At 63.8% G+C, this 19,467-nt stretch carries 17 protein-coding genes and 2 pseudogenes; 13 read left to right on the top strand and 6 right to left on the bottom strand.

Features of this window, described 5'->3' with window-relative positions:
* A pseudogene (locus R5H32_RS19670) lies at positions 1-121 on the bottom strand (IS6 family transposase); the annotation flags it as partial.
* Positions 118-1,179, bottom strand: coding sequence for a GlxA family transcriptional regulator (locus R5H32_RS19665; RefSeq protein ID WP_318340369.1), 1,062 nt, complete (start codon positions 1,177-1,179; stop codon positions 118-120). The pseudogene R5H32_RS19670 and the gene R5H32_RS19665, both read right to left, overlap by 4 nt.
* A gap of 152 nt (positions 1,180-1,331) precedes the next feature.
* Here R5H32_RS19665 and R5H32_RS19660 point away from each other — a divergent pair, with 152 nt between their 5' ends.
* The 8 genes from R5H32_RS19660 (at position 1,332) to R5H32_RS19625 (ending at position 10,557) form a co-directional block, all read left to right on the top strand.
* Entirely contained in the window at positions 1,332-2,225 is an 894-nt protein-coding gene (locus R5H32_RS19660; RefSeq protein ID WP_318340368.1) for a 3-keto-5-aminohexanoate cleavage protein, read from the top strand.
* A complete protein-coding gene (locus R5H32_RS19655; protein WP_318340367.1) occupies positions 2,222-3,226 on the top strand; it encodes an ABC transporter ATP-binding protein in 1,005 nt (334 codons plus the stop codon). The genes R5H32_RS19660 and R5H32_RS19655 overlap by 4 nt, the downstream gene beginning before the upstream one ends.
* Positions 3,227-3,305: 79 nt before the next feature.
* The gene (locus R5H32_RS19650) at positions 3,306-4,415 is read left to right on the top strand and encodes an extracellular solute-binding protein (protein WP_318340366.1); all 1,110 of its coding nucleotides are present in this window, start codon (positions 3,306-3,308) and stop codon (positions 4,413-4,415) included.
* A gap of 98 nt (positions 4,416-4,513) precedes the next feature.
* Positions 4,514-5,365, top strand: coding sequence for an ABC transporter permease (locus R5H32_RS19645; protein WP_318340365.1), 852 nt, complete (start codon positions 4,514-4,516; stop codon positions 5,363-5,365).
* Positions 5,362-6,165 (top strand): ABC transporter permease, encoded by an 804-nt coding sequence (locus tag R5H32_RS19640; protein WP_318340364.1) that lies wholly within the window; start codon positions 5,362-5,364, stop codon positions 6,163-6,165. Before R5H32_RS19645 ends, R5H32_RS19640 begins: the two co-directional genes overlap by 4 nt.
* Positions 6,165-7,325 carry an acyl-CoA dehydrogenase family protein gene (locus tag R5H32_RS19635; protein WP_318340363.1) on the top strand — a complete coding sequence of 387 codons (1,161 nt, stop codon included), beginning with the start codon at positions 6,165-6,167 and terminating at the stop codon, positions 7,323-7,325. Before R5H32_RS19640 ends, R5H32_RS19635 begins: the two co-directional genes overlap by 1 nt.
* Complete coding sequence (locus tag R5H32_RS19630) at positions 7,322-9,421, top strand: acetate--CoA ligase family protein (RefSeq protein ID WP_318340362.1); 2,100 nt, start codon at positions 7,322-7,324, stop codon at positions 9,419-9,421. The genes R5H32_RS19635 and R5H32_RS19630 overlap by 4 nt, the downstream gene beginning before the upstream one ends.
* Positions 9,406-10,557 carry a serine hydrolase gene (locus R5H32_RS19625; protein ID WP_318340361.1) on the top strand — a complete coding sequence of 384 codons (1,152 nt, stop codon included), beginning with the start codon at positions 9,406-9,408 and terminating at the stop codon, positions 10,555-10,557. Before R5H32_RS19630 ends, R5H32_RS19625 begins: the two co-directional genes overlap by 16 nt.
* A 28-nt stretch (positions 10,558-10,585) precedes the next feature.
* Here the strand turns inward: R5H32_RS19625 and R5H32_RS19620 are convergent, their stop codons facing one another.
* The 4 genes from R5H32_RS19620 to R5H32_RS19605 are packed head-to-tail and all read right to left on the bottom strand — an operon-like array spanning position 10,586 to position 14,477.
* Entirely contained in the window at positions 10,586-11,188 is a 603-nt protein-coding gene (locus R5H32_RS19620) for an amino acid synthesis family protein (RefSeq protein ID WP_318340370.1), read from the bottom strand.
* 15 nt (positions 11,189-11,203) lie between these two features.
* A complete protein-coding gene (locus R5H32_RS19615) occupies positions 11,204-13,288 on the bottom strand; it encodes a CoA transferase (protein WP_318340360.1) in 2,085 nt (694 codons plus the stop codon).
* Positions 13,285-14,085 carry an alpha/beta fold hydrolase gene (locus R5H32_RS19610; protein ID WP_318340359.1) on the bottom strand — a complete coding sequence of 267 codons (801 nt, stop codon included), beginning with the start codon at positions 14,083-14,085 and terminating at the stop codon, positions 13,285-13,287. Before R5H32_RS19610 ends, R5H32_RS19615 begins: the two co-directional genes overlap by 4 nt.
* Entirely contained in the window at positions 14,082-14,477 is a 396-nt protein-coding gene (locus R5H32_RS19605; RefSeq protein WP_318340358.1) for a RidA family protein, read from the bottom strand. The genes R5H32_RS19610 and R5H32_RS19605 overlap by 4 nt, the downstream gene beginning before the upstream one ends.
* Positions 14,478-14,617: 140 nt before the next feature.
* Between R5H32_RS19605 and R5H32_RS19600 the strand changes: the two genes are divergently transcribed.
* From R5H32_RS19600 to R5H32_RS19580, 5 genes and pseudogenes are all read left to right on the top strand, one after another.
* Positions 14,618-16,099 carry an aldehyde dehydrogenase gene (locus R5H32_RS19600; protein ID WP_318340357.1) on the top strand — a complete coding sequence of 494 codons (1,482 nt, stop codon included), beginning with the start codon at positions 14,618-14,620 and terminating at the stop codon, positions 16,097-16,099.
* Positions 16,100-16,279: 180 nt separating this feature from the next.
* Positions 16,280-17,314 (top strand): LLM class flavin-dependent oxidoreductase, encoded by a 1,035-nt coding sequence (locus R5H32_RS19595; RefSeq protein ID WP_318340356.1) that lies wholly within the window; start codon positions 16,280-16,282, stop codon positions 17,312-17,314.
* A 9-nt stretch (positions 17,315-17,323) separates the two neighbouring features.
* Positions 17,324-18,121 carry an enoyl-CoA hydratase-related protein gene (locus tag R5H32_RS19590; RefSeq protein ID WP_318340355.1) on the top strand — a complete coding sequence of 266 codons (798 nt, stop codon included), beginning with the start codon at positions 17,324-17,326 and terminating at the stop codon, positions 18,119-18,121.
* A gap of 1 nt (position 18,122) precedes the next feature.
* Positions 18,123-19,073 (top strand): 3-hydroxyacyl-CoA dehydrogenase NAD-binding domain-containing protein, encoded by a 951-nt coding sequence (locus tag R5H32_RS19585; RefSeq protein WP_318340354.1) that lies wholly within the window; start codon positions 18,123-18,125, stop codon positions 19,071-19,073.
* A gap of 114 nt (positions 19,074-19,187) precedes the next feature.
* Positions 19,188-19,286 (top strand): annotated as a pseudogene (locus R5H32_RS19580) (IS5/IS1182 family transposase); the annotation flags it as partial.
* Between the last annotated feature and the right edge of the window lie 181 nt (positions 19,287-19,467).

Here is a 19,467-nt window from a genome sequence, read left to right as displayed (position 1 = left end):
GCTCGTGCAGCAGGTCCTCGACGTTACGGAGCGAGAGCGGGAAGCGCACGTACATCATCACCGCCAGGCGGATGATCTCAGGCGAAGTCTTGAAGTAGCGAAAGGGCGAGCGATGGGTCATGGCCGGAAGCTAGTCGCCCTCTGTCCTCCCTCAAGTTCAGTTGCTCTGACAGTGCCATTGCCGCGATTTTCTAGCGCCTCCAGGAATTTCGACAAGGTTCCGGGCCAGCTCGGCGTTGCGTCCTGCTCGGGCCAGGCTTGGCGGTAGTCCGAGGGTCTGCGACCAAAGCATTTGCCGAAGGAATACGCAAAATGCGACAGCGTGTTGAAGCCCGAGGCCGTGGCGATCTCGCGCACCGAAAGTTCCGTCGCGATCAACAGGACGCGGGCGTGTTGCAAGCGCAGGAGAAGGCCGAACTGCACCACAGTGCAGCCGATGTTCGCCTTGAACTGCCGCTCCAGTTGACGCTGCGACACTCCGAGATCTTCAGCAATTGCGGGCACTGACATCGGTTCCGCTATGTTCTTTTCGATCAGGTTGATCGCCTCGCGCACCATTGGAACAAGGCTTTCCATGCCCCGCCCCATGGTTCGTCGTTGTGGCGCCGTTCCGGGACGGATCGGGTGGTAGAGCATCTGGTCAGCGATCTCGCCGGCCAGCCGCTCTCCATGCGCGTCGCCCACGAGCCGAAGCATAAGATCCACGCCGGCAAGGCCACCCGAACAGGTCATCATCTGGCCATCGATGGTGAAGAGTTGCTCCGTTACGGTGATTTCGTCAAACTGCTCTCCGAAGCCTGAAATCCACGACCAGTGCGTTGTCGCGCGTTTTCCCGCCAGCAGCCCGGCACGCGCCACAAGGTAGCAGCCGAGTTCCACCGAACAGATGCGCTGTCCGCCCCGTGCCTGACGCCGGATCCAGGCCAAGGTCTGGGGGTTCCGGTAGGTTTCGGCGTTCCACGAACCCAGCACGAAGATCGTCTCGTTTCGGTGTACGTGCTCGTCGGGTTTCTGTGCACGCACGGTGAAACCGTTCGACGCCGTGATCTCCTCGCCATCGAAGGAAAGCACCTCCCACTGATAGAGGGGCGATGGTGACAGATAGTTGGCGATCCGCATCACCTCGATCATGGTCATCATCGTGGTCATGTTGAAACGCGGCACGACCAGAAATGCCACCCGGGTAACGATCCTCACAGGCTGAGTGAGGGCGGGTGGGGTGTTAGGATCGGAGGTGCGTATTTTCGACATGCGTGCAGCATATCAGTCGAAAAACTGACAGGAAATAGCCCTCCGCGTCTCAAGATGAAGAAAACGGGGAGGAGACGCGCATGAATTTCGAGGTGGTGCTGACCTGTGCTGTGACCGGCGCCGGGGCGACGACCCATATCAGCCAGCATGTACCCGTGACACCCGAAGCGATCGCGCGCGAGGCGATCGAGGCCGCAAAGGCGGGTGCTTCCTGCGCCCATATCCATGTTCGCGACCCCGAAACCGGCAAGGGGTCGCGCGATCCGAAGCTATTTCGTGAGGTTGTGGACCGGGTGCGCGACAGCGGTACCGACGTCATCATCAATCTCACCGCTGGGATGGGCGGCGATTGGGTGCCCTCGAAGGAAGATTGGGCCATGCCCGGCCCCGGAACCGACATGATTGGCCCCGACGAGCGGCTGACCCACGTGAAGGATTGCCTGCCGGAGATCTGCTCGCTCGACTGCGGTACGCTGAACTTCGGCAATGACGACACGATCTACATCTCGACGCCCCCGATCCTCAGGCGCATGGCAGCGCTGACCAAGGAGTGGGGCGTCAAGCCCGAGCTCGAGGTCTTCGACCTCGGTCATATACGCTTTGCGAAGGCAATGGTGGACGAGGGCCTGATCGCCGCCCCGCCCATGTTCCAGCTCTGCCTCGGTATCCCTTGGGGCGCCGACCAGACGGTCGAGACGATGGCCGCGATGAAAGCGCAGCTGCCGGCTGGCGCGAGCTGGGCAAGCTTCGGCATCAGCCGTATGCAGATGCCGATGGTTGCTGCCGCCGTCTCGCTCGGCGGCAATGTCCGCGTGGGTCTCGAAGACAACATCTACCTTTCGCGGGGCGTACTCGCCACCAATGCCCAGCTTGTCGAACGCGCCCGGACAATTGTCGAGGCGATGGGCGCGCGCGTGCTGACGCCGCAGGAGGCGCGCAACAAGCTAAACCTTCGCGGCGCGGAGCCAGCATGAGCGAGGTCGCCGCTTCAGGGGGGCTGAAGCTTCAGGCGCTGACCAAGCGCTTCGGCGCGTTCACTGCCGCCGAGAACATCGATCTCGAAATCCGGCGCGGCGAGTTCCTGACGCTGCTCGGACCGTCCGGCTCGGGCAAGACCACGCTCCTGATGATGATCGCGGGGTTCTTGGACATAAGCGAGGGCGACATTCTGCTCGACGGGACATCGATCGCCGGCACGCCGCCCGAGAAACGCAACTTCGGGATGGTGTTTCAGGGCTACGCGCTGTTTCCGCATATGACCGTGCGCCAGAACATCGCCTATCCGCTAGACGTTCGCAAACGCCCCAGGGCCGAGATTGACAGACGCATCGACGAGATGCTGGAGCTTGTTCAGCTGCAGGAATTTGGCCACCGATTGCCGGGGCAGTTATCGGGCGGCCAGCAGCAGCGCGTCGCGCTGGCGCGTGCGCTGTGCTTTGCGCCGCCGGTGCTGCTTCTCGACGAGCCGCTCGGCGCCCTGGACAAGAAGCTTCGCGTCGAAGTGCAGGATCAGCTCAAGGACATACACCGGCGCATCGGCACGACCTTCATCTACGTGACACACGATCAAGAAGAGGCGCTGTCGATGTCCGACCGCATCGTGATCATGCAGAAGGGTCGCATCGAGCAGGTCGGCACGCCGCAAGAACTCTATAAGATGCCGCGCACCGCCTTCGCTGCGAGCTTTCTCGGCAAGTCGAACTTTCTCACGAAGGACGGCGCGCTCTACGCGCTCCGCCCCGAAAAGATCGACATCGTGCCGAGGGGCCAGGGCAAGGGGCCGAACGTGTTCAGTGGAACAGTCCGTGCCATGACCTACTTCGGTTCGATCCTGAAATACGACGTGACCGTGCCGGGCATGGACGAGATCGAAGTGGACGTCGACGCCTGGCGCGGCGGCGCGCCGATGGCCGAAGGCGCCGAGGTCGACCTGAGCTGGTCCGACGCGGCGGCGGTGCGGCTCGAAAGTGACTGACGACCCATAGCGGGGTGGGACAAACAGACCCCGCGAACGAACCGGGCGGCAAGCCCGGCCAACATGGAGGAGACCTGGAATGCACGACAAGCAATTTATGCGCGAAACCGTCCTGGAAGGTGCGAAGGCGTTCAAGGAAGGCCGGATGGACCGGCGCAGTTTCCTGGTCCTGTGCGGCATGGCGGGCATCGCCACGCAGGCCGTGATCGCCGGTGATGCCGAGGCGGCGGCGAACGAAATCGTCATGTGGAACTGGGGCGGCCAGTCCGAGGAATGCCATGGCAAGGCTATTGGCGATCCCTTCACCGCCGAAACCGGGATGCCGCTGAAATTCGACACTTCCGGCCCGCTTCAGGGCAAGATCAAGGAAATGGTCGACAGCGGCAACGTGACGGCGGACGTCTGCGACGCCGACCTCTTCGACGCCGTGGCGCTTGGCCCCTCGGGGCATTTGGAAGCCATTGACTACGCGATCGTCTCGAAGGACCGGACCCTGCCGCAATATGCGTTGGAATACGGTGTTTCTATCATCCTGTACGGCTATGCCTTCGTCTACGATACCGAGGCTTACGGCGACAACCCGCCGAATTCCTGGGCCGACTTCTTCGATACTGCGAAATTCCCGGGCAAACGGTCGCTCTACAAGTGGGCCAACGGAGCGCTGGAAGGCGCGCTGCTGGCCGACGGCGTGGCGAAGGACGCACTATACCCCCTCGACATGGATCGGGCGCTGGCCAAGATCAAATCGATCAAGGATGACAGCCTCTACTGGGGCTCGGGCTCCGAGGCGCATTCGATGGTCGTGAACGGCGAGGTCTCGATGGGCATGGTCTGGCAGAACCGCGGCCGCAACATCGAGAACGACACCGAAGGCCGCTACAAGCTGGTGATGAACGAGGCCCTCGCCATGCCCGGCGCCTATATCGTGCCGAAGGGCAACCCGGCTGGGCGTGACGGGGTGATGAAGTTCATCGCTACGGCACAGCAGGTGCCTGCGCAGCTAACTCTGCTTGACTGCCTCGGCATGACGCCGTCGAACCCCGAGGCCTTCGCCCAGATCCCCGAGGACCAGCAGCCCTATGCGATCACCTCGGCGATGAACATCGACAACATCGTCTACAACGATCCGACTTGGTGGGGCGAGAACGGCGGCGACGCCGTCAACGCCTTCCTCGAAGCGATCTCCTGACCTCGACCCCGGCGGTGCCGCTCCCGTGCCGCCGGGCCTGACAACTGGCGTGGGCCTTCGGGCCCCGTCCCTTTCCCCTTCGCAACGGGACGCCCAGGATGAACGGCTCCAAACTCAGACGCATTGGCACCGGCTGGCTTCTGGTCCTGCCGTTCCTGGCACTGGTCCTGGCGCTTTTCATCGGCCCGATCATCAACATCCTGTGGCTAAGCGTGACCGACCCGGAGCCTGGTCTGGGAAATTACGCCGCACTCGTCACCTCGGACAACCTTGCCGGCATCCTGTGGACGACCATCCGAATTTGCGTGATCACCACCGTGTTCTCGGTCGTCTTCGGCTACTCTATTGCCTACGCCATGGTTCACGTGGCGCAAGGCAGCCGTAACAGGATGCTGAGCCTTCTCCTCGTCTCTTTCTGGATCTCGGTTCTGGTAAGGACGTTCAGTTGGCTGATGCTGCTGGGCCGCAAGGGGCTGGTAAACGAGTCGCTGGTGAATATCGGCATCATCACGCAGCCCATAGAGTTTATGCGCAACGAGCTCGGCGTGCTGATCGGCATGGTGCATTACATGATCCCCTATGCCGTCCTGCCGCTTCTCGCCTCGATGCAGAACATCGACACGCGGGTGCTGTCAGCGTCGCGCAGCTTGGGCGCGACCGGCCCCCAGACTTTCTGGCGCGTATACCTGCCCCTGACGAAACCCGGCCTCGTCGCAGCAGCGCTTCTGGTCTTCATCCTGTCGCTCGGTTTTTACGTTACGCCGGCGATCCTGGGCGGCGGCAAGGTGCTGATGGTGGCTGAATACATCTCTGTCCAAATCCTCGTGACGCTTCGCTGGGGTACCGCAGCGATGCTGGCGGCACTGATGCTCTTCGGTGTTCTCGCCCTTCTGTTCGTCATGTCGCGCTTCATGAAGCTTTCAGCCGTCTTCGGGGGAGCAAAGGCATGAAGAAAAGCCTGTCCTCGACGCTGAACCGCTACTGGGCCTGGGTGCTTCTGCTGTTCCTTGTCGCGCCGGCGCTGATTGCCATTCCGGTTTCACTGACACCCAAACGCTTCCTGTCGATGCCGAAGGGTGAGTATTCCCTGCAGCATTTCCAGAAGCTATTTACCTCCGAGGAGTGGATATCGAGCTTTTGGCAAAGCACCGTGATCGGCCTTACCGCCGCAGCGTTCGCCACCGCGCTCGGCACGCTCTGCGCCATTGGCCTGTGGCGGGTGGCATCGAAACGGGGCGAGGTGGTGCGCGCTTTCCTCCTTCTCCCGCTCGTCGTGCCGCCGATCATCTCGGCAATGGCATTCTACCGGCTGATGGTGCCGCTGGGTCTCATCGACACCTACGCCGGGCTCATTCTGGCCCACACGGTTCTCGCCGCACCGCTGGTCCTGATCACGGTCTCGGCCTCGCTCGCCGGGTTTGATCCGCGGCTCGAGCAAGCCTCGCGCAACCTTGGTGCCTCGAACTGGACGACGATGCGGCGGGTGATCCTGCCCTCGATCCGGCCGGGCGTTCTTGCGGGGGCGATCTTCGCCTTCATTGCGTCCTGGGACGAAATCGTGGTGACGCTCTTCCTTTCGAAGTTCGCCGTCTATACTCTGCCGCGCCGCATGTGGAACGGTATCCGCGAGAACACCGACCCAACGGTTGCCGCCGCCGCCGTCGTGCTGATCGCCATCACGCTCGTTTTCTTCATCATTCAGGCGCTGAACGCGCGCCGAAGTCGCAATACCGCTTCCGGAGAGACCTGATGACCGTCACCCTCTCGCACGAGGACGAACTTATGCGCGCCTCAGTCCGTGCCTTCTTCGACAAGGAAGTGATCCCGCACGAAGATCTGGTCGATCGGCTCGGCGAAGTGCCCGAAGAGATCGGGCGCGAGATCGAGGCGAGATCGAAGGAATTGGGATTGTTCGCAGCCAACCTGCCCGAACGCGTCGGCGGGGGTGGCCTGAACTATACCCAGATGTCCATCATCGAGCGGGAATTCGGACGCACCAGCCATGCGCTGCACTCCTGGATCGCGCGGCCGACCGAGCTTTTGCTGGCCTGCGAGGGCGATCAGATCGACACCTATCTCATGCCTTGCGTCTCCGGTGAAAAGCGAGAACTTTTCGGCCTCACCGAGCCGGGCGCGGGGTCGGATGCGATGGGAATGCAAAGCCGGGCGCGAAAGGACGGCGACGATTGGATCCTCGACGGTATGAAGCATTTCATCTCGGCGCCGACCATAGCCGATTTCGCCATCGTCTTTGCCGTTACCGGGATGGATGAGACGAAGCGCGGCCCGAGGAAGCGTATCACCGCCTTCCTCGTCGACCGAGATATGCCGGGCGTGACCTTCCGCGAGGGCACCAAATGCGTCTCGAACCGCGGCTACAAGACCTATGAGCTGATCTTCGACAAAGTCCGCCTTGGTCCCGGACAAGTGCTGGGCGAGGAAGGCAAGGGTTTCGAACTGGCGGGCAAGTGGCTTGGCATGGGCCGAGTCTGGATCGGCGCGACCTGCTGTGGCAAGGCGGAACGGCTGATCGAACTGGCGACCGAATGGTGCGCCGGCCGCAAGCAGTTCGGCCAGCCGATCGGCCAATTTCAGGCCACCGGCTTCCGCCTAGCCGACATGGCGATCGGGCTTCGGACAGGCGACCTTCTGGTCGCCGATACGGTGCGCCGCGCCGATCAGGGCATCATGCGCGACGAAGACGCCGCGATGGTGAAGGTATACTGCTCGGAAATGCTGAACCGGGTCGCCGACGACACCGTTCAGATCTACGGCGGCATGGGTTTGATGGAGGAATTGCCGGTCCAGCGCTTGTGGCGCGATGCCCGGATCGAACGCATCTGGGACGGTACCTCCGAGATTCAGCGCCATATCATCACCCGTTCGATCTTGAGGCCGCTTGGAGCATGACGCCGGAACGCCGCGCCAATCTGACCAGGCTTCTGTCGCCGCGGCACATCGCCTTCGTTGGCGGGCGCGACGCCGAGGTCGCGATCAAGGAGGCCGAACGGCGCGGCTTTCTTGGCGAAATCTGGGCGGTCAATCCCAAGCGCGACGCGCTTGGTGGGTATCCCTGTTTCCGCAGCATCGCCACGTTGCCAGAAGTACCCGATGCCGTCTTTCTCGCCGTTCCCGCGCCGGCCGCTGTCGAATCCGTGGGCGAACTGTCCCGGATGGGGGCCGGCGGGGTCGTTTGCTACACCGCCGGATTCCGCGAAGCCGGCGCCGGGGGCGCAGAGCTGGAACGCCGTCTGATCGAGGCCACCGGCGACATGGCCCTCATCGGACCCAACTGCTATGGCATGATCAACTATCTCGATGGCGCCGCGCTCTGGCCCTTCGCCCACGGCGGCACCTGTCCGGGCTGGGGCGCGGCGATCATCACCCAGTCGGGGATGCTTTCATCCGACATCACCATGGCCCAGCGGTCGCTGCCGCTAACGCACATGATCTCGGGTGGCAATCAGTCGGTCCTTACCATCGAGGACTTCATCGACCACCTTGCCGACCATCCCGCAGTGCGCGCAATAGGCGTTCACATCGAGGGCCTGCGAGATGTGCGCAGCTTCGAATCCGCCTGCCGGAAGGCGCTGGACCGGGGTGTGCCGGTGGTCGCGCTCAAGACCGGATCGTCCCAGATTGGCGCGCGCCTGACCGTCAGCCACACGGGTTCGCTTTCTGGCGCCGATGACCTGCACAATGCGCTTTTCGACCGTTGCGGGGTCATCCGGGTCAAGAACCCTTCCGAGCTTTTGGAAACCCTGAAATTCCTCTGCGTCGCGGGTCCGCCAAAGGGCACGCGAGTCGCGGGTTTCACCTGTTCGGGTGGCGGGGCGACCATGCTCGCCGATCATGCCGAGATCATCGGACTCGACTTCCCCGCCTTTGACGAGGTGGCGAAGGCCGAGCTTGCCGGGATGTTGCCCCCCATCGCGACGGTATCGAACCCGCTGGACTACACCACCCCCATCTGGGGTCAGCCCGACGTTACCGGCCCGGTCTTCGACCGCGCCATGGCCCTTGCGAAGGCCGATGCGGCGGTGCTCGTGCAGGATTATCCGGCGGCGGGGCTTGATGAATCGAAGGTCTATTACCTGAACGACGCGGTGGCTTTTACCGAAGCCGCGCGGAGCCATGGTATCCCCGCCGCGATCTGTGCAACCCTGCCGGAAAACCTCGATGCCGAAACACGCGAAGTGTTGATCGCGCAAGGTGTGGCTCCGATGCAGGGCATCGACGAGACGCTGAACGCGATGGCGGCCGCTGCCAAATGGTTAGCGCTGCGCACGAAGCTCGCCGAGGGGCGGCCGGCCTTGCTGCTGCCGGCCAAGCCGCACGGCGCAGTGCGGATGGTGGAGGAGGCGGAGGGCAAGGCGCGGCTGCATGCCCTCGGGCTGCCGGTGCCCGATGGGCGCACCGTCACCGGCGACGAGGCCGCCACCGCTGCGGTCGAGGTCGGATTTCCGGTTGTCTTGAAGATGATGGGGCCAAGGCTTGCGCACAAGTCCGAGGCCGGTGCGGTCGCCGTGGGGCTGGGTGACGCCAAAAGTGTCGACCGGGCCGTCGCCGACATGCGCGCGGCCGTCGCCCGCCACGACCCAACAGCACTGACCGATCGCTTCCTCGTGGAGGAGATGGCGGCGAAACCCATCGCCGAACTGATCCTTTCGGTGCGCGCCGATCCGCAGTTCGGATTGGCGCTGACGCTGGGCTCTGGGGGAGTTCTGGCCGAGCTTGTCGGCGACAGCGCGACCCTGCTGCTGCCTGCGGCCGCGCACGAGATAGAAGCTGCGTTGCAGGGCCTGAAAGTGGCGCATCTTCTCGGCGGCTATCGGGGTGTAAAGGCCGCCGACATCGCCGCGCTGGCCGCCCAGATCGCTGCATTCGCCGAGGCGATCGCCGCGTGCGCCGACGAATTGGCCGAGGTGGAGATCAACCCCTTCTTCGTGCACGAGGCGGGCGGCGTCGCCGTCGACGTGCTGATCCACGAATGGGCCGCGAGGTGACGCGGCCGCCCAGTGTTCCCAACCCCGACCTCACGGTCGGCAAGGGCAACAAGCAGGGCTGGAACCAGCCGGAACGCCGCCGCGAGGGCTTTCACAATGGCCATGCCCGCTGGCGGCGCATGCTGATGATCCGAGCGCGGCACACCCTCGTCCTCCGGGACGTCCCCGATTCCCGTGTGACCGCAGCCGTCGACGCCTCAGGCATAACCCGCAATCCAGCCTTCTCGGCACTCGTGGTGGCAGACGGCGACCGCGTGCTGCACTCCTCTCATGCCAGTGATTTCGGTCCCGACCGGCCGCACTCGATCCAGTCGGTGACCAAGCTCCACGCCCATCTGATCCTTGGTGAACTCATTGCGTCCGGTCGGGTCGATCCGAACCTGCCGGTCGCACGGTATCTGCCCTGGATCGGCACGGCCTTTGCGACTGCGTCCGTTCAGGATGTCCTCGATATGAACGTGGATAACGACTTCACGGAGGACTACGACGATCCGCATTCAGGCTGCTATGCCGAGGAGGAGGCGCTGGGTTGGAGGCTGCCGCCGGACGACCGGGCTGAGCTGACGATGCGGGACTTTGCCGCCGGGCTGACGGGCCGTGACCCTGTAAACCGCACGGGCTATGCGCTTTACAAATCGGCCAATACCGATGTCCTCACGCTCATCGCTGCGGCGGTCGGTGGGGGGCATCCACTGGAGCGAGTGCAGGCCATCGTGGACGCGGCGGGCTACGAGGGCGGGTTCCACATCTCGCTCAGCCCCGACCTGCTGCCGGCGCTGTCAGGCGGTGCCTGCCTTTCGGCGCGCGACCTCGCACGCTTTGGCCTGCTGCTTGCCCGCCGAGGCCGGGCGGTGGTGGGCGCCGATGTCGGCAATTCGGGCTTCCTGGAGGGTTCGCTTCAAAGATTGGCGCCGGTTCTCAGCCCCACGCGCGGCTGGGTCCGGTACTCGAACCAGCTGATGACGAACGGCCGATGGGTCGGGCACGCGGGGTATGGCGGCCAGTTCCTAATGGTGGACATGAAAACCGGTCGCGTCGCGGCCTTTCTCAGCGTTCTCGAAAACGACTCCGGCTACGATGACGGCTATATGGCCGGTGTCGTCCGAGGTCTCGAAAACGTTCTGGCGGCACGCTGAGGTCGCGCCCCCCGCAAGCTCGGACCACCTAGACGTCGGCAGGGTTCTCGATGTCGCGGCCCAGATCGGCCAGATCCGAATAACGGTCACCGATCCGGTGGTGCGGCCGCCCGCGCGTGGCGGCGCCGAGCGCGACGACGAGTTCATCGTGTCCCGGTGCGTCGGGGATGGAGAATTGCACCGTCAGGTAATGAGACCGCCGCCCGCTGTCGTGCTTGTCCATCAGCGGCACCTGTATCTGCGTATTCGCAGGGCCACGCGTGTTGGTAAAGCCGAGATAGGTCTTGGCGCCTACGGCCTCGCGGTAGAAGTTCCCGTAGTGCAGGGTGTGGATAAGCGCCGAGCCGTGTTCGAGTTCGCAATCGGTGCCGCAAAGCGCGGCCTTGCCATAGGCCTCGATCGCCTCGCCCGACCCGGCCAACGCGACCAGCCGGTCGGTCAGCATCTTGCCAAGAACCGGCGCCATGCGCCGGATCTCGAGGGAAAGATCCTCGACGAAGCCTCTGCCGTGCCAGGGGTTCTTGACCACGGCGGCGACCCCGATCATGCGCAGGACCGGCTCGACGACGCGGCCGCCGTCTTGATGGATATCCTCGTCAAAGGTCACGACCTTACGGAGTTCCGGCAGCAGCATCATCTTTCTCCCTTAACTCGCCGTCACGTGACGGACTTTCCCTGTGATTTCATTGCCTTGATAAATGCCGAAAGAGCCGTGGCGGAATTCCCCGGCATAGCGTTCCAGCATCGAGCGTTCGGCGACGCTGGCGACGCGATTCCAAGGCAGCGTGTCTAGCGGAAGGTAGACCATCCCCTTCGGCGCGTCGCCGCTGACCTGGCCATGATAGAAGATCCCGGTGGTGCCGGTCTCGCGGTCCTCGTAGACGGCATAGAGGAACTCGACCTCGGGGCTCAGGCCGTCGGCCACCAGTCCGGCGCGGAGGGTGTCGAGGCTCGGCTTTGGGCCGCGGGCCACCGGAACGGACAGGGCACCGTCCGGCCCTTCGCACAGAAGCAGACGGCCATCGTTGTTCAATACCGCGCCAATCCGGGTGGCGCCGGTTGCCGCAACCGCGGAGACAAGTCGGTCTTCGAGCCCGATGGAGAAGTAATTGCCCCGGAAATAGCCCAAGGGATCGCCGTCGGATGTGGCAAAGTCGATGACGCGACCGATCAGCACGATGTGGTCGCCGGCGTCGACCAGCCTTTCCCGCGCACACGCGAATTGCGAGAGCGCGCCGTCGATCAGGGGCACGTCTTGCGTGCCGGGCGTCCAGGCGCACTGGTCGAACTTGTCGAGCGTCCGGCCGGCGAAAAGGCCCGAGACGGCCTTTTGATGCTCCGCGAGCACGTTCACCGCGAAATGGTCGGCCTCCATGAAAGTCGCGCAGCTATGCGCCGTCTTGGCAAGGCAGACGAGCAGCAGCGGTGGGTCGAGCGAGACCGAAGTGAAGGAATTCGCGGTAAAGCCACGCGGCGCACCGTCGGCTTGCCGCGTGGTGAGTACCGTGACCCCCGTCGCAAAGGCGCCGAAGGCGTTGCGGAGCGCCCGAGCATCGAGGGCAGGAGGCGCTGCCGCCCCCATAAATTCCCCGTTGCTCTGTCCGATGCGCTCGGGTGGCTGGTATTCCGGCACTGGATGGGCGGAGAACTTGACCGGATTGCCTGCGATCCGCCATGGCCTCAGGCCCGGCTCGGCATGGGCCACTTTCGCGATCATGCCACGCGCGGCCACGTGCGGATCGGCGGCGATGTCCGCCACTGTGTTCACCGGCCCGAAAGGAACTAGGCCGCCGAGACTATCGGCAAGATCGGCCTTGGTCCGCGCCCCGGTCCAGTCGGACACGAGGGCGTTCACTTCGGCCGAGTTGGCACGCCGGGCTGCACGGGTGACATAGCGTGGATCGGATCCAAGCTCTGCCCGGCCCATCGCGGTGGCGAGCTTGACCCAGAACGCATCGTCGACGATCCCCAACGCCACGTGCCCGTCCTTGGCGGGGAAGATCCCGAAGGGAGCGAGCAGCGGGTGGCCGTTGCCCTCTGGGCCCGGCACGGTCCCGTCGAAGTCGTGCTGATAGATCGCGCGTTCGCAGAGCGAAACCATCGCGTCGTACATGGCGATATCGACGAACTGGCCGCGTCCGGTCGCCTCGGCCTCTCGCAGTGCCGCGAGGATGGCGAAGGCCATCAGCGATCCGGCGAAGACGTCGCCGATGCCGGGGCCGACCTTGGTTGGCGTCTCTGCATTCGGCCCGGTCAGCGCGACAAGCCCGCCCATCGCCTGCGCCACCACGTCATAGGCCGGCCAGTTCTGATAGGGGCTTGTTCCCGATCGCGGATCACCGAACCCCCGGATCGCGGCATAGACGAGGCGTGGGTTCAGCTCTGCCAGACTTTCGTACGACAGGCCCAGCCGTTCCATTACGCCTGGGCGGAAGTTCTCCACCACGACATCGGCGGTGGCCGCGAGCGCGCGGAACGCCGTCTTTCCCGCCTCGGTCTTCAGGTCGAGCTGCACGCTTTTCTTCGATCGGTTCAGGCTGACGAAATACCCTGCCCAGTCGTGGTTCGGGTCGTCGTCGCGGAACGGGCCGTTCTGTCGGCTGGTATCGCCGGTTCGGTCTTCGATCTTGATCACCTCGGCACCGTGATCGGCCAAGAGCATGGTGCAATAGGGCCCCGACAACATGCGCGACAGGTCAAGAACCCGGATGCCCTCCAGGATGCCAGTCATGCGCGCAACCCCAGATGTAGATCGAGAAACTCGATTACTGGACAGTTCACGGACTCGGGCGCCTCGGCCAGGGCCATGTGCCGCAGACCCGGCAGGACATGCACCTCGGCGCCTTCGATCTCGGCGGCTATGGCCTCGGTCATTTCCGGGCCGTTGCCGTAGTCCTCGTCCCCGGTCAGCACCAGCGCCGGTACGTCGACCGGCGGATTCGGTGCGACGATCTCATCGATTCCCTCGGCCAGGATGCGATAGAGCGAGGGGTAGATCGTGGGGTCGTTGGCCAGCACCCAACCGCGCACCAGCGCCATCATTTCGGGATGCGCCGTCCGATAGGCGTCGCTGAACCAGCGAACCAACGCCGCCTCGACCGTTGCCCGCGGGCCTTCGGCCTTGGCCTGCTCGACGCGGGCAACGATGGCCGCCTGCGCCTCGGGCGTGCGGCGATGGGGGGAATGCAGGATGGCAAGCGCCAAGGCACGTTCCGGGTGATCCTGGGCGAAGCGCCGCGCGATCATGCCGCCAAGCGAGAAGCCGACAATCGCAACACGCGCGATGCCAAGGTGATCGAGAAGCCCCGTCATCTGGTCCGAGAGCGTTTTCAGAGTCGGATCGGGCGGCGGGGCGGCGCTTTGGCCATGGCCAAGCAGATCATAGGCCAGAACCCGGTACCGTACCGCCAGTTCCGGCGCGAGCCATTGCCAGCAGGCCCGGTTCAGCCCGAGTCCGTGGATCAGAACCACTACCGGCGCGCCCTCTGGCCCGGTGAGATCATAGACGGTGCCATCGGGCGCGTTCATGGCCGCGCAACGGGCTTGTAGGCGATGACTTCGACCTCGACCTTCACGTCGACAAGCAGATCGGAGACCACGGCCGAACGGGTCGGCGGCTCGTTCGGGAAATACTCGCCATAGACCGCGTTGAAGCCCGGAAAATCGGCGCGGTCCACGAGCCAGACCATGGCCTTGATCACGTCGTCGCGGGTGCAACCGGCCAGGGCCAGAGTCGCCGTGATCTCGTCGAGCACCACGCGCGTCTGGTCCTCGACCGTCCCCGACGTCATCACCACCCCGTCTTTCATCGGCACCTGCCCGGTCAAATACACGAAGTCCCCTGCGCGCATGGCCCGGCTGAGCGAAAGGCGGCGCCCGTTGATCACGATCGGTTCGCCGATGACCTGCTTTTCCGGCATCAGTGCCTCCCTTTCCTAATCCGTGCCACCTGCCGTCGGGCCAATGTACGCAATTTTCGCCATGCCTTGGCGAAAATTCGAAGTCCACCCGCACCGGCTCGGTCACTATGGATGTAACCGGACTGGGGAGGAGAAGCGCGATGGTCGACGTGAAACGCTACAAGATGCTGATCGATGGCGAATGGGTCGATGCCTCCGATGGCGGCATGTTCGACAGCGTCAACCCGGCGACCGGGCACGTCTGGTCGCGGGTGCCCGAGGCGACGGCCGCGGATGTCGACCGGGCCGTACGCGCGGCCGACCGCGCCTTTACCTCCGGCCCCTGGGCCTCGATGCTTCCCACCCAGCGCGGCAAACGCCTGCGCAAGCTGGGCGATCTCCTGGCCGAACGCTCCGAAGAGCTTGGACGGACTGAATCGATCGACACCGGCAAGATGCTGAAGGAAACCCGCTGGCAGGCGAAATACATCGCCGAGTTCTTCCATTTCTATGCGGGCTGCGCCGACAAGATCGCGGGCGAAACCCTGCCCATCGACAAGCCCGACCTTTTCGTCTTCACCCGGCGCGAGCCTTTGGGTGTCGTCGCCGCGGTGGTGCCCTGGAACTCGCAGCTCTTCCTTGTCGCGGTCAAGATCGGCCCGGCGCTGGCCGCGGGCAATACCGTGGTGCTCAAGGCCTCCGAACACGCTTCGGCCGCGATGCTCGAATTCGGCGAACTCGTGGCCGAGGCAGGTTTCCCGCCCGGCGTCATCAATATCGTCTCGGGTCACGGAGATCCGTGCGGCAAGGCGCTGACCTCGCACCCGTTGGTCGCGCGCATCTCTTTCACCGGCGGCCCCAGCGCCGCGCGGAACGTGCTTTACAACTCGGCCGAGAACTTCGCAGAGGTCTCGCTTGAACTGGGCGGCAAGTCGCCCTTCATCGTCTTCGCGGACGCCGACATCGAAAGCGCGGTCAACGGCTCGATCGCCGGGATCTTCGGAGCCACGGGGCAAAGCTGCGTCGCCGGGTCGCGGCTTTACCTGCACGAAGACATTGCCGACGAGTTTCTCGAAAAGATGACCGCGCTGGCCCAGAAGATCCTGATCGGCGACCCTCTGGCCGAGGAAACCCAGATGGGGCCGCTCTGCACCACGGGACAACTCGACACGATTGAGCGCGAGGTCGCTCACGCGGTCACCGAGGGCGCGCGCCTTGTCACCGGCGGCAAGTGCCCGGCGGGAATGCCCGGCAACTATTATGAACCGACGATTCTTGAATGCCCGCGGCAGGATCTGCGTATTGTCGATACCGAATTGTTCGGACCGGTGCTGGCCGTGCAGCGCTTCCGCACCGAAGAAGAGGTGATCGGGCTTGCCAACGACACCAAGCACGGGCTTGCCGCCGGCATCTTCACGCGAAATGGCGCACGGCAGATGCGGATGGCCAAGGCGATCCGCGCCGGAATCGTGTGGATCAACACCTACCGCGTCGTCTCGCCCATCGCCGAGTTCGGCGGGGTCAAGGGGTCGGGCTATGGCCGCGAAAGCGGGTTCCAGGCGATGTGGGACTATACGCGGCCAAAGACCGTTTGGGTGAACACCTCGGACGCGCCGATGGCCAACCCCTTCGTCATGCGCTGACATCGACCCGCATGGGGGATCGAAGGAAGGGGCCGGGATCTCGGCGCCCGTTCGCTTGTCCGGCCGCACAACCGGGCTGAAGTTTGCGCGTCGAAAAACCGTGTCGGGCGACGAATTTCCGAAAGATCGTCACAAGGAAGCAGCCATCATGAGCCCAAGCAGAGATCCGGGGAGGGAAAGATGAAATTCCAATTGGCGATCAACATGGAGCGGATGGACGCCGGTCTCGACATGAAGGATATCGCGCGCCACACGCTGGATATGGTGCAGATGGCCGACCGGGGCGAGTTCAACATCGTTTGGGCCGCCGAGCATCACGCGCTCGAGATGACGATCGCGCCCAATCCCTTCTCGATCCTCACGTGGTGGGCCGAACATACCGACCGTATCCGCCTTGGCACGGCCGTTGCGGTCGCGGCCTACTGGCATCCGATCAAGCTGGCGGGCGAGGCCGGTTTCCTCGACCTAATTTCGGGCGGGCGGCTTGAATTCGGCATTGGCTCGGGCGCCTATCAGCGCGAATTCGACCGCATGGCGCCCGGCCTTAAGCAGCAGGATGCCTGGCGCTTCATGCAGGAAATGCTGCCGTGCGTGCGCGAGCTGTGGAAGGGCGACTATGAGCACAACGGCGAGTTCTGGTCCTTCCCGACGTCGACTGCGGTTCCAAAGCCCGTACAGGAGGAAGTGCCCGTCTGGGTCGCCGCCCGCGCCCCCATCACCTATGACTACGCGGTGCGCGAGGGTTGCAACATCCTGTCCTGGCCGCTGACCCGCGGCATGGATGAGGCCGAAGCCTACATGCAGCGCCTTGAGGACGCGATGGCGGCGAACCCCGGCGCCAAGCGGCCGACTATGGCGATGATGCGCCACACGGCGCTCTATGACAAAAAGGACGACTGGATTGTGCCCGTACGCGCCGCCCAACGCCAGCTTTCGCAGTTCGAGAACCTCTTCAAAAACCTCGGCGACGTGAAGGACGGCTTCCCTAAGGAAATTCCCTTCGACCAACTCGGCAACCGCGCCGAATACGATCCGAGAATGCTGCACGAAAATCTGATGTTCGGCACGCCCGACGAGGTGATCGCGAAATTGAAAAGATACGAGGCCCTCGGCGTCGACGAATTCGTCTACTACGCCAGCCTGGGTCTTGGCCTGACCGAACAGAAACGCTCGCTCGAGTTGTTCTGCAACGAGGTCATTCCGGCATTTTCCTGAGGTATCCCCATGTCTTTCGTCGAAACGACCCGCCGCGGCCGTGTCCTAGAGGTCAAGCTGAACAAACCCAAGGTCAACGCCATAGATATCGAGATGAGCCGGCAGATGGGGCAAGCCTTCGCCGACCTGCGCGACGACCCCGAGCTGTGGTGCGCGATCCTGACCGGAGCAGGCGAGAAGGTTTTTTCCGCCGGCTGGGATCTCAAGGCGCTGAACTCCGGGGACATGGCGCTGGATAACTGGTGGGAGGAAGACTACGGCGACGGCGGCTTTGCGGGGTTGACCGAGAACTGGCGGCTGAACAAGCCGGTGATTTGCGCGCTTAACGGCCTTGCAATCGGTGGTGGCTTTGAAATCGCGCTGTCTTGCGACCTGATCATCGCCGCCGACCATGTCGAATTCGGCCTGCCCGAGATGCCCTTGGGCATCGTGCCCGACGCTGGCGCGCTACAACGCCTGCCGCGCCGGATTCCGCATAACATCTCGATGGAGATGTTCCTTTTGGGGCGTCGCATGACCGCTCAGGAGGCTGCCCACTACGGCCTCGTCAACAAGGTGGTGCCGAAGGACCATTTGATGGCCGCCGCGCGGGCCTGGGCTGACCAGATCGCGGCCTCGGCCCCGTTGGCCATGCAAAGCGTCAAGGAGGTCGAGCGTGCCATCGAATGCCGAGCGCTTAAGGCCGCCTTCGCCCATATGCGCGAAGGCGACTTGCCAACCTATCGCAAGATGCTGACCTCGGAAGACGCCAAGGAAGGCGTCGCGGCCTTCGTTGAGCGGCGCGATCCGGTTTTCAGGGGGCGATAAGATGTATCCCGATCCTACCAGCGTCATCCGCGTCACCACCCTCGGCGCGGGACCCATCGGTGGCGGCTGGGCCGCGCATTTCTTGGCGCGGGGATATGACGTGACGGCCTATATCCATGCCGAAAGTGAACGCGCCGCGCTGATGTCGGTCATCGACACTGGCTGGATGAGCCTGAAGGCACTTGGCTTGGCCCCTGGTGCCTCGCGCGATCGGCTGACCGTCACGACCGATCTGGACGCGGCCTTGCGGGACGCTCAGTTCATTCAGGAAAGCGCGCCCGAGCGGCTCGAACTGAAACAGGCGCTTTACAAGCATCTGGGCGAGATCGCGCCACGCGATTGCGTCATCGCCTCGTCGACCTCGGGCTTGATGATGACCGACATCCAGAAGGATTGCCCGACGCCCGAACGCACCGTCATCGGCCATCCGTTCAACCCGCCCTACCTTCTGCCGCTCGTCGAGATCATCGGCGGCAAGCGGACCGATCCGGCGGCCGTGCAATGGGCTGCAGATTTTTACAAGGCCGCCGGCAAGGTGCCGCTGATCATGAAAAAGGAAATCCCCGGCTTCGTAGCCACGCGTTTGCAAGAGGCACTGTGGCGCGAGGCCTTGCACATGGTCGCCAATGGCGAAGCGACACCCGAGGATATCGACAACGCCCTGATGAACGGGCCCGCGCCTCGGATGGCCGTGCAGGGCCAGTGCATGGCCTTCCACGTCGCCTGCGGAGAGGGTGGCATGGCCACCAATCTCGACCAGTTCGGACCGGCCCTGAAATGGCCCTGGACGCGGCTCGAGGCGCCCGAGCTGACGCAAGAGTTGCGCGACCGCATGGTCGATGGCTGCAACGCCATCGCGGCCGGTCGGCACTTCGAGGACATGGCAGCGCAAAGAGACCGTGAGATCGTCGCCGTCCTGAACGCGATCAGGGCGGCGCGGCGCGAGTCGTGATCGCGGGCACCTTCTTGTCAGGGAGCGGCGGCGCTCATCGGACATTTGACCGGCTGTGCTGCATAAATCCCGAGAGGGATTCATGTCGTGAATCCAGCGTGGTATGTGGGTGGCATGAGCAGAGCGACACCCACGATCTACAAGACTTCGAACTGGCCAGCCTATAACGAAGCGCTCAAGCGCCGTGGGGTGGTGTCAGACCAATTCGAACCCGTCTCCACAAGGGCAGGATCGCTGTCCCTTATGACGCGCCGAGGCCGCGCCACTCGGCGAGAGCGGCGGCGCGCTTGAGCTTGAAGTTTTGTCGCGAATAGAGGTGGCGTTCCTCACTGAAATGATTGACGACCGAGGCGTGGACGGCGGCGAACATCTGCAGACTTCGCATCCTCCGAAA

Source organism: Defluviimonas sp. D31, from assembly GCF_033436765.1.
In the GTDB taxonomy this organism is placed as follows: Bacteria; Pseudomonadota; Alphaproteobacteria; order Rhodobacterales; family Rhodobacteraceae; genus Albidovulum.
The sequence above is the reverse complement of the archived record's forward strand: the minus strand, read 5'-3'. Positions and strand labels throughout refer to the sequence as shown.

Excerpts from the sequence above, each read along its gene's own strand:
- R5H32_RS19660 (WP_318340368.1), top strand. The coding sequence starts at position 1,332 with ATGAATTTCGAGGTGGTGCTGACCTGTGCTGTGACCGGCGCCGGGGCG.
- R5H32_RS19655 (WP_318340367.1), top strand. The coding sequence starts at position 2,222 with ATGAGCGAGGTCGCCGCTTCAGGGGGGCTGAAGCTTCAGGCGCTGACC.
- R5H32_RS19650 (WP_318340366.1), top strand. The coding sequence starts at position 3,306 with ATGCACGACAAGCAATTTATGCGCGAAACCGTCCTGGAAGGTGCGAAG.
- R5H32_RS19645 (WP_318340365.1), top strand. The coding sequence starts at position 4,514 with ATGAACGGCTCCAAACTCAGACGCATTGGCACCGGCTGGCTTCTGGTC.
- R5H32_RS19640 (WP_318340364.1), top strand. The coding sequence starts at position 5,362 with ATGAAGAAAAGCCTGTCCTCGACGCTGAACCGCTACTGGGCCTGGGTG.
- R5H32_RS19635 (WP_318340363.1), top strand. The coding sequence starts at position 6,165 with ATGACCGTCACCCTCTCGCACGAGGACGAACTTATGCGCGCCTCAGTC.
- R5H32_RS19630 (WP_318340362.1), top strand. The coding sequence starts at position 7,322 with ATGACGCCGGAACGCCGCGCCAATCTGACCAGGCTTCTGTCGCCGCGG.
- R5H32_RS19625 (WP_318340361.1), top strand. The coding sequence starts at position 9,406 with ATGGGCCGCGAGGTGACGCGGCCGCCCAGTGTTCCCAACCCCGACCTC.
- R5H32_RS19615 (WP_318340360.1), bottom strand. The coding sequence starts at position 13,288 with ATGACTGGCATCCTGGAGGGCATCCGGGTTCTTGACCTGTCGCGCATG.
- R5H32_RS19610 (WP_318340359.1), bottom strand. The coding sequence starts at position 14,085 with ATGAACGCGCCCGATGGCACCGTCTATGATCTCACCGGGCCAGAGGGC.
- R5H32_RS19605 (WP_318340358.1), bottom strand. The coding sequence starts at position 14,477 with ATGCCGGAAAAGCAGGTCATCGGCGAACCGATCGTGATCAACGGGCGC.
- R5H32_RS19600 (WP_318340357.1), top strand. The coding sequence starts at position 14,618 with ATGGTCGACGTGAAACGCTACAAGATGCTGATCGATGGCGAATGGGTC.
- R5H32_RS19595 (WP_318340356.1), top strand. The coding sequence starts at position 16,280 with ATGAAATTCCAATTGGCGATCAACATGGAGCGGATGGACGCCGGTCTC.
- R5H32_RS19590 (WP_318340355.1), top strand. The coding sequence starts at position 17,324 with ATGTCTTTCGTCGAAACGACCCGCCGCGGCCGTGTCCTAGAGGTCAAG.
- R5H32_RS19585 (WP_318340354.1), top strand. The coding sequence starts at position 18,123 with ATGTATCCCGATCCTACCAGCGTCATCCGCGTCACCACCCTCGGCGCG.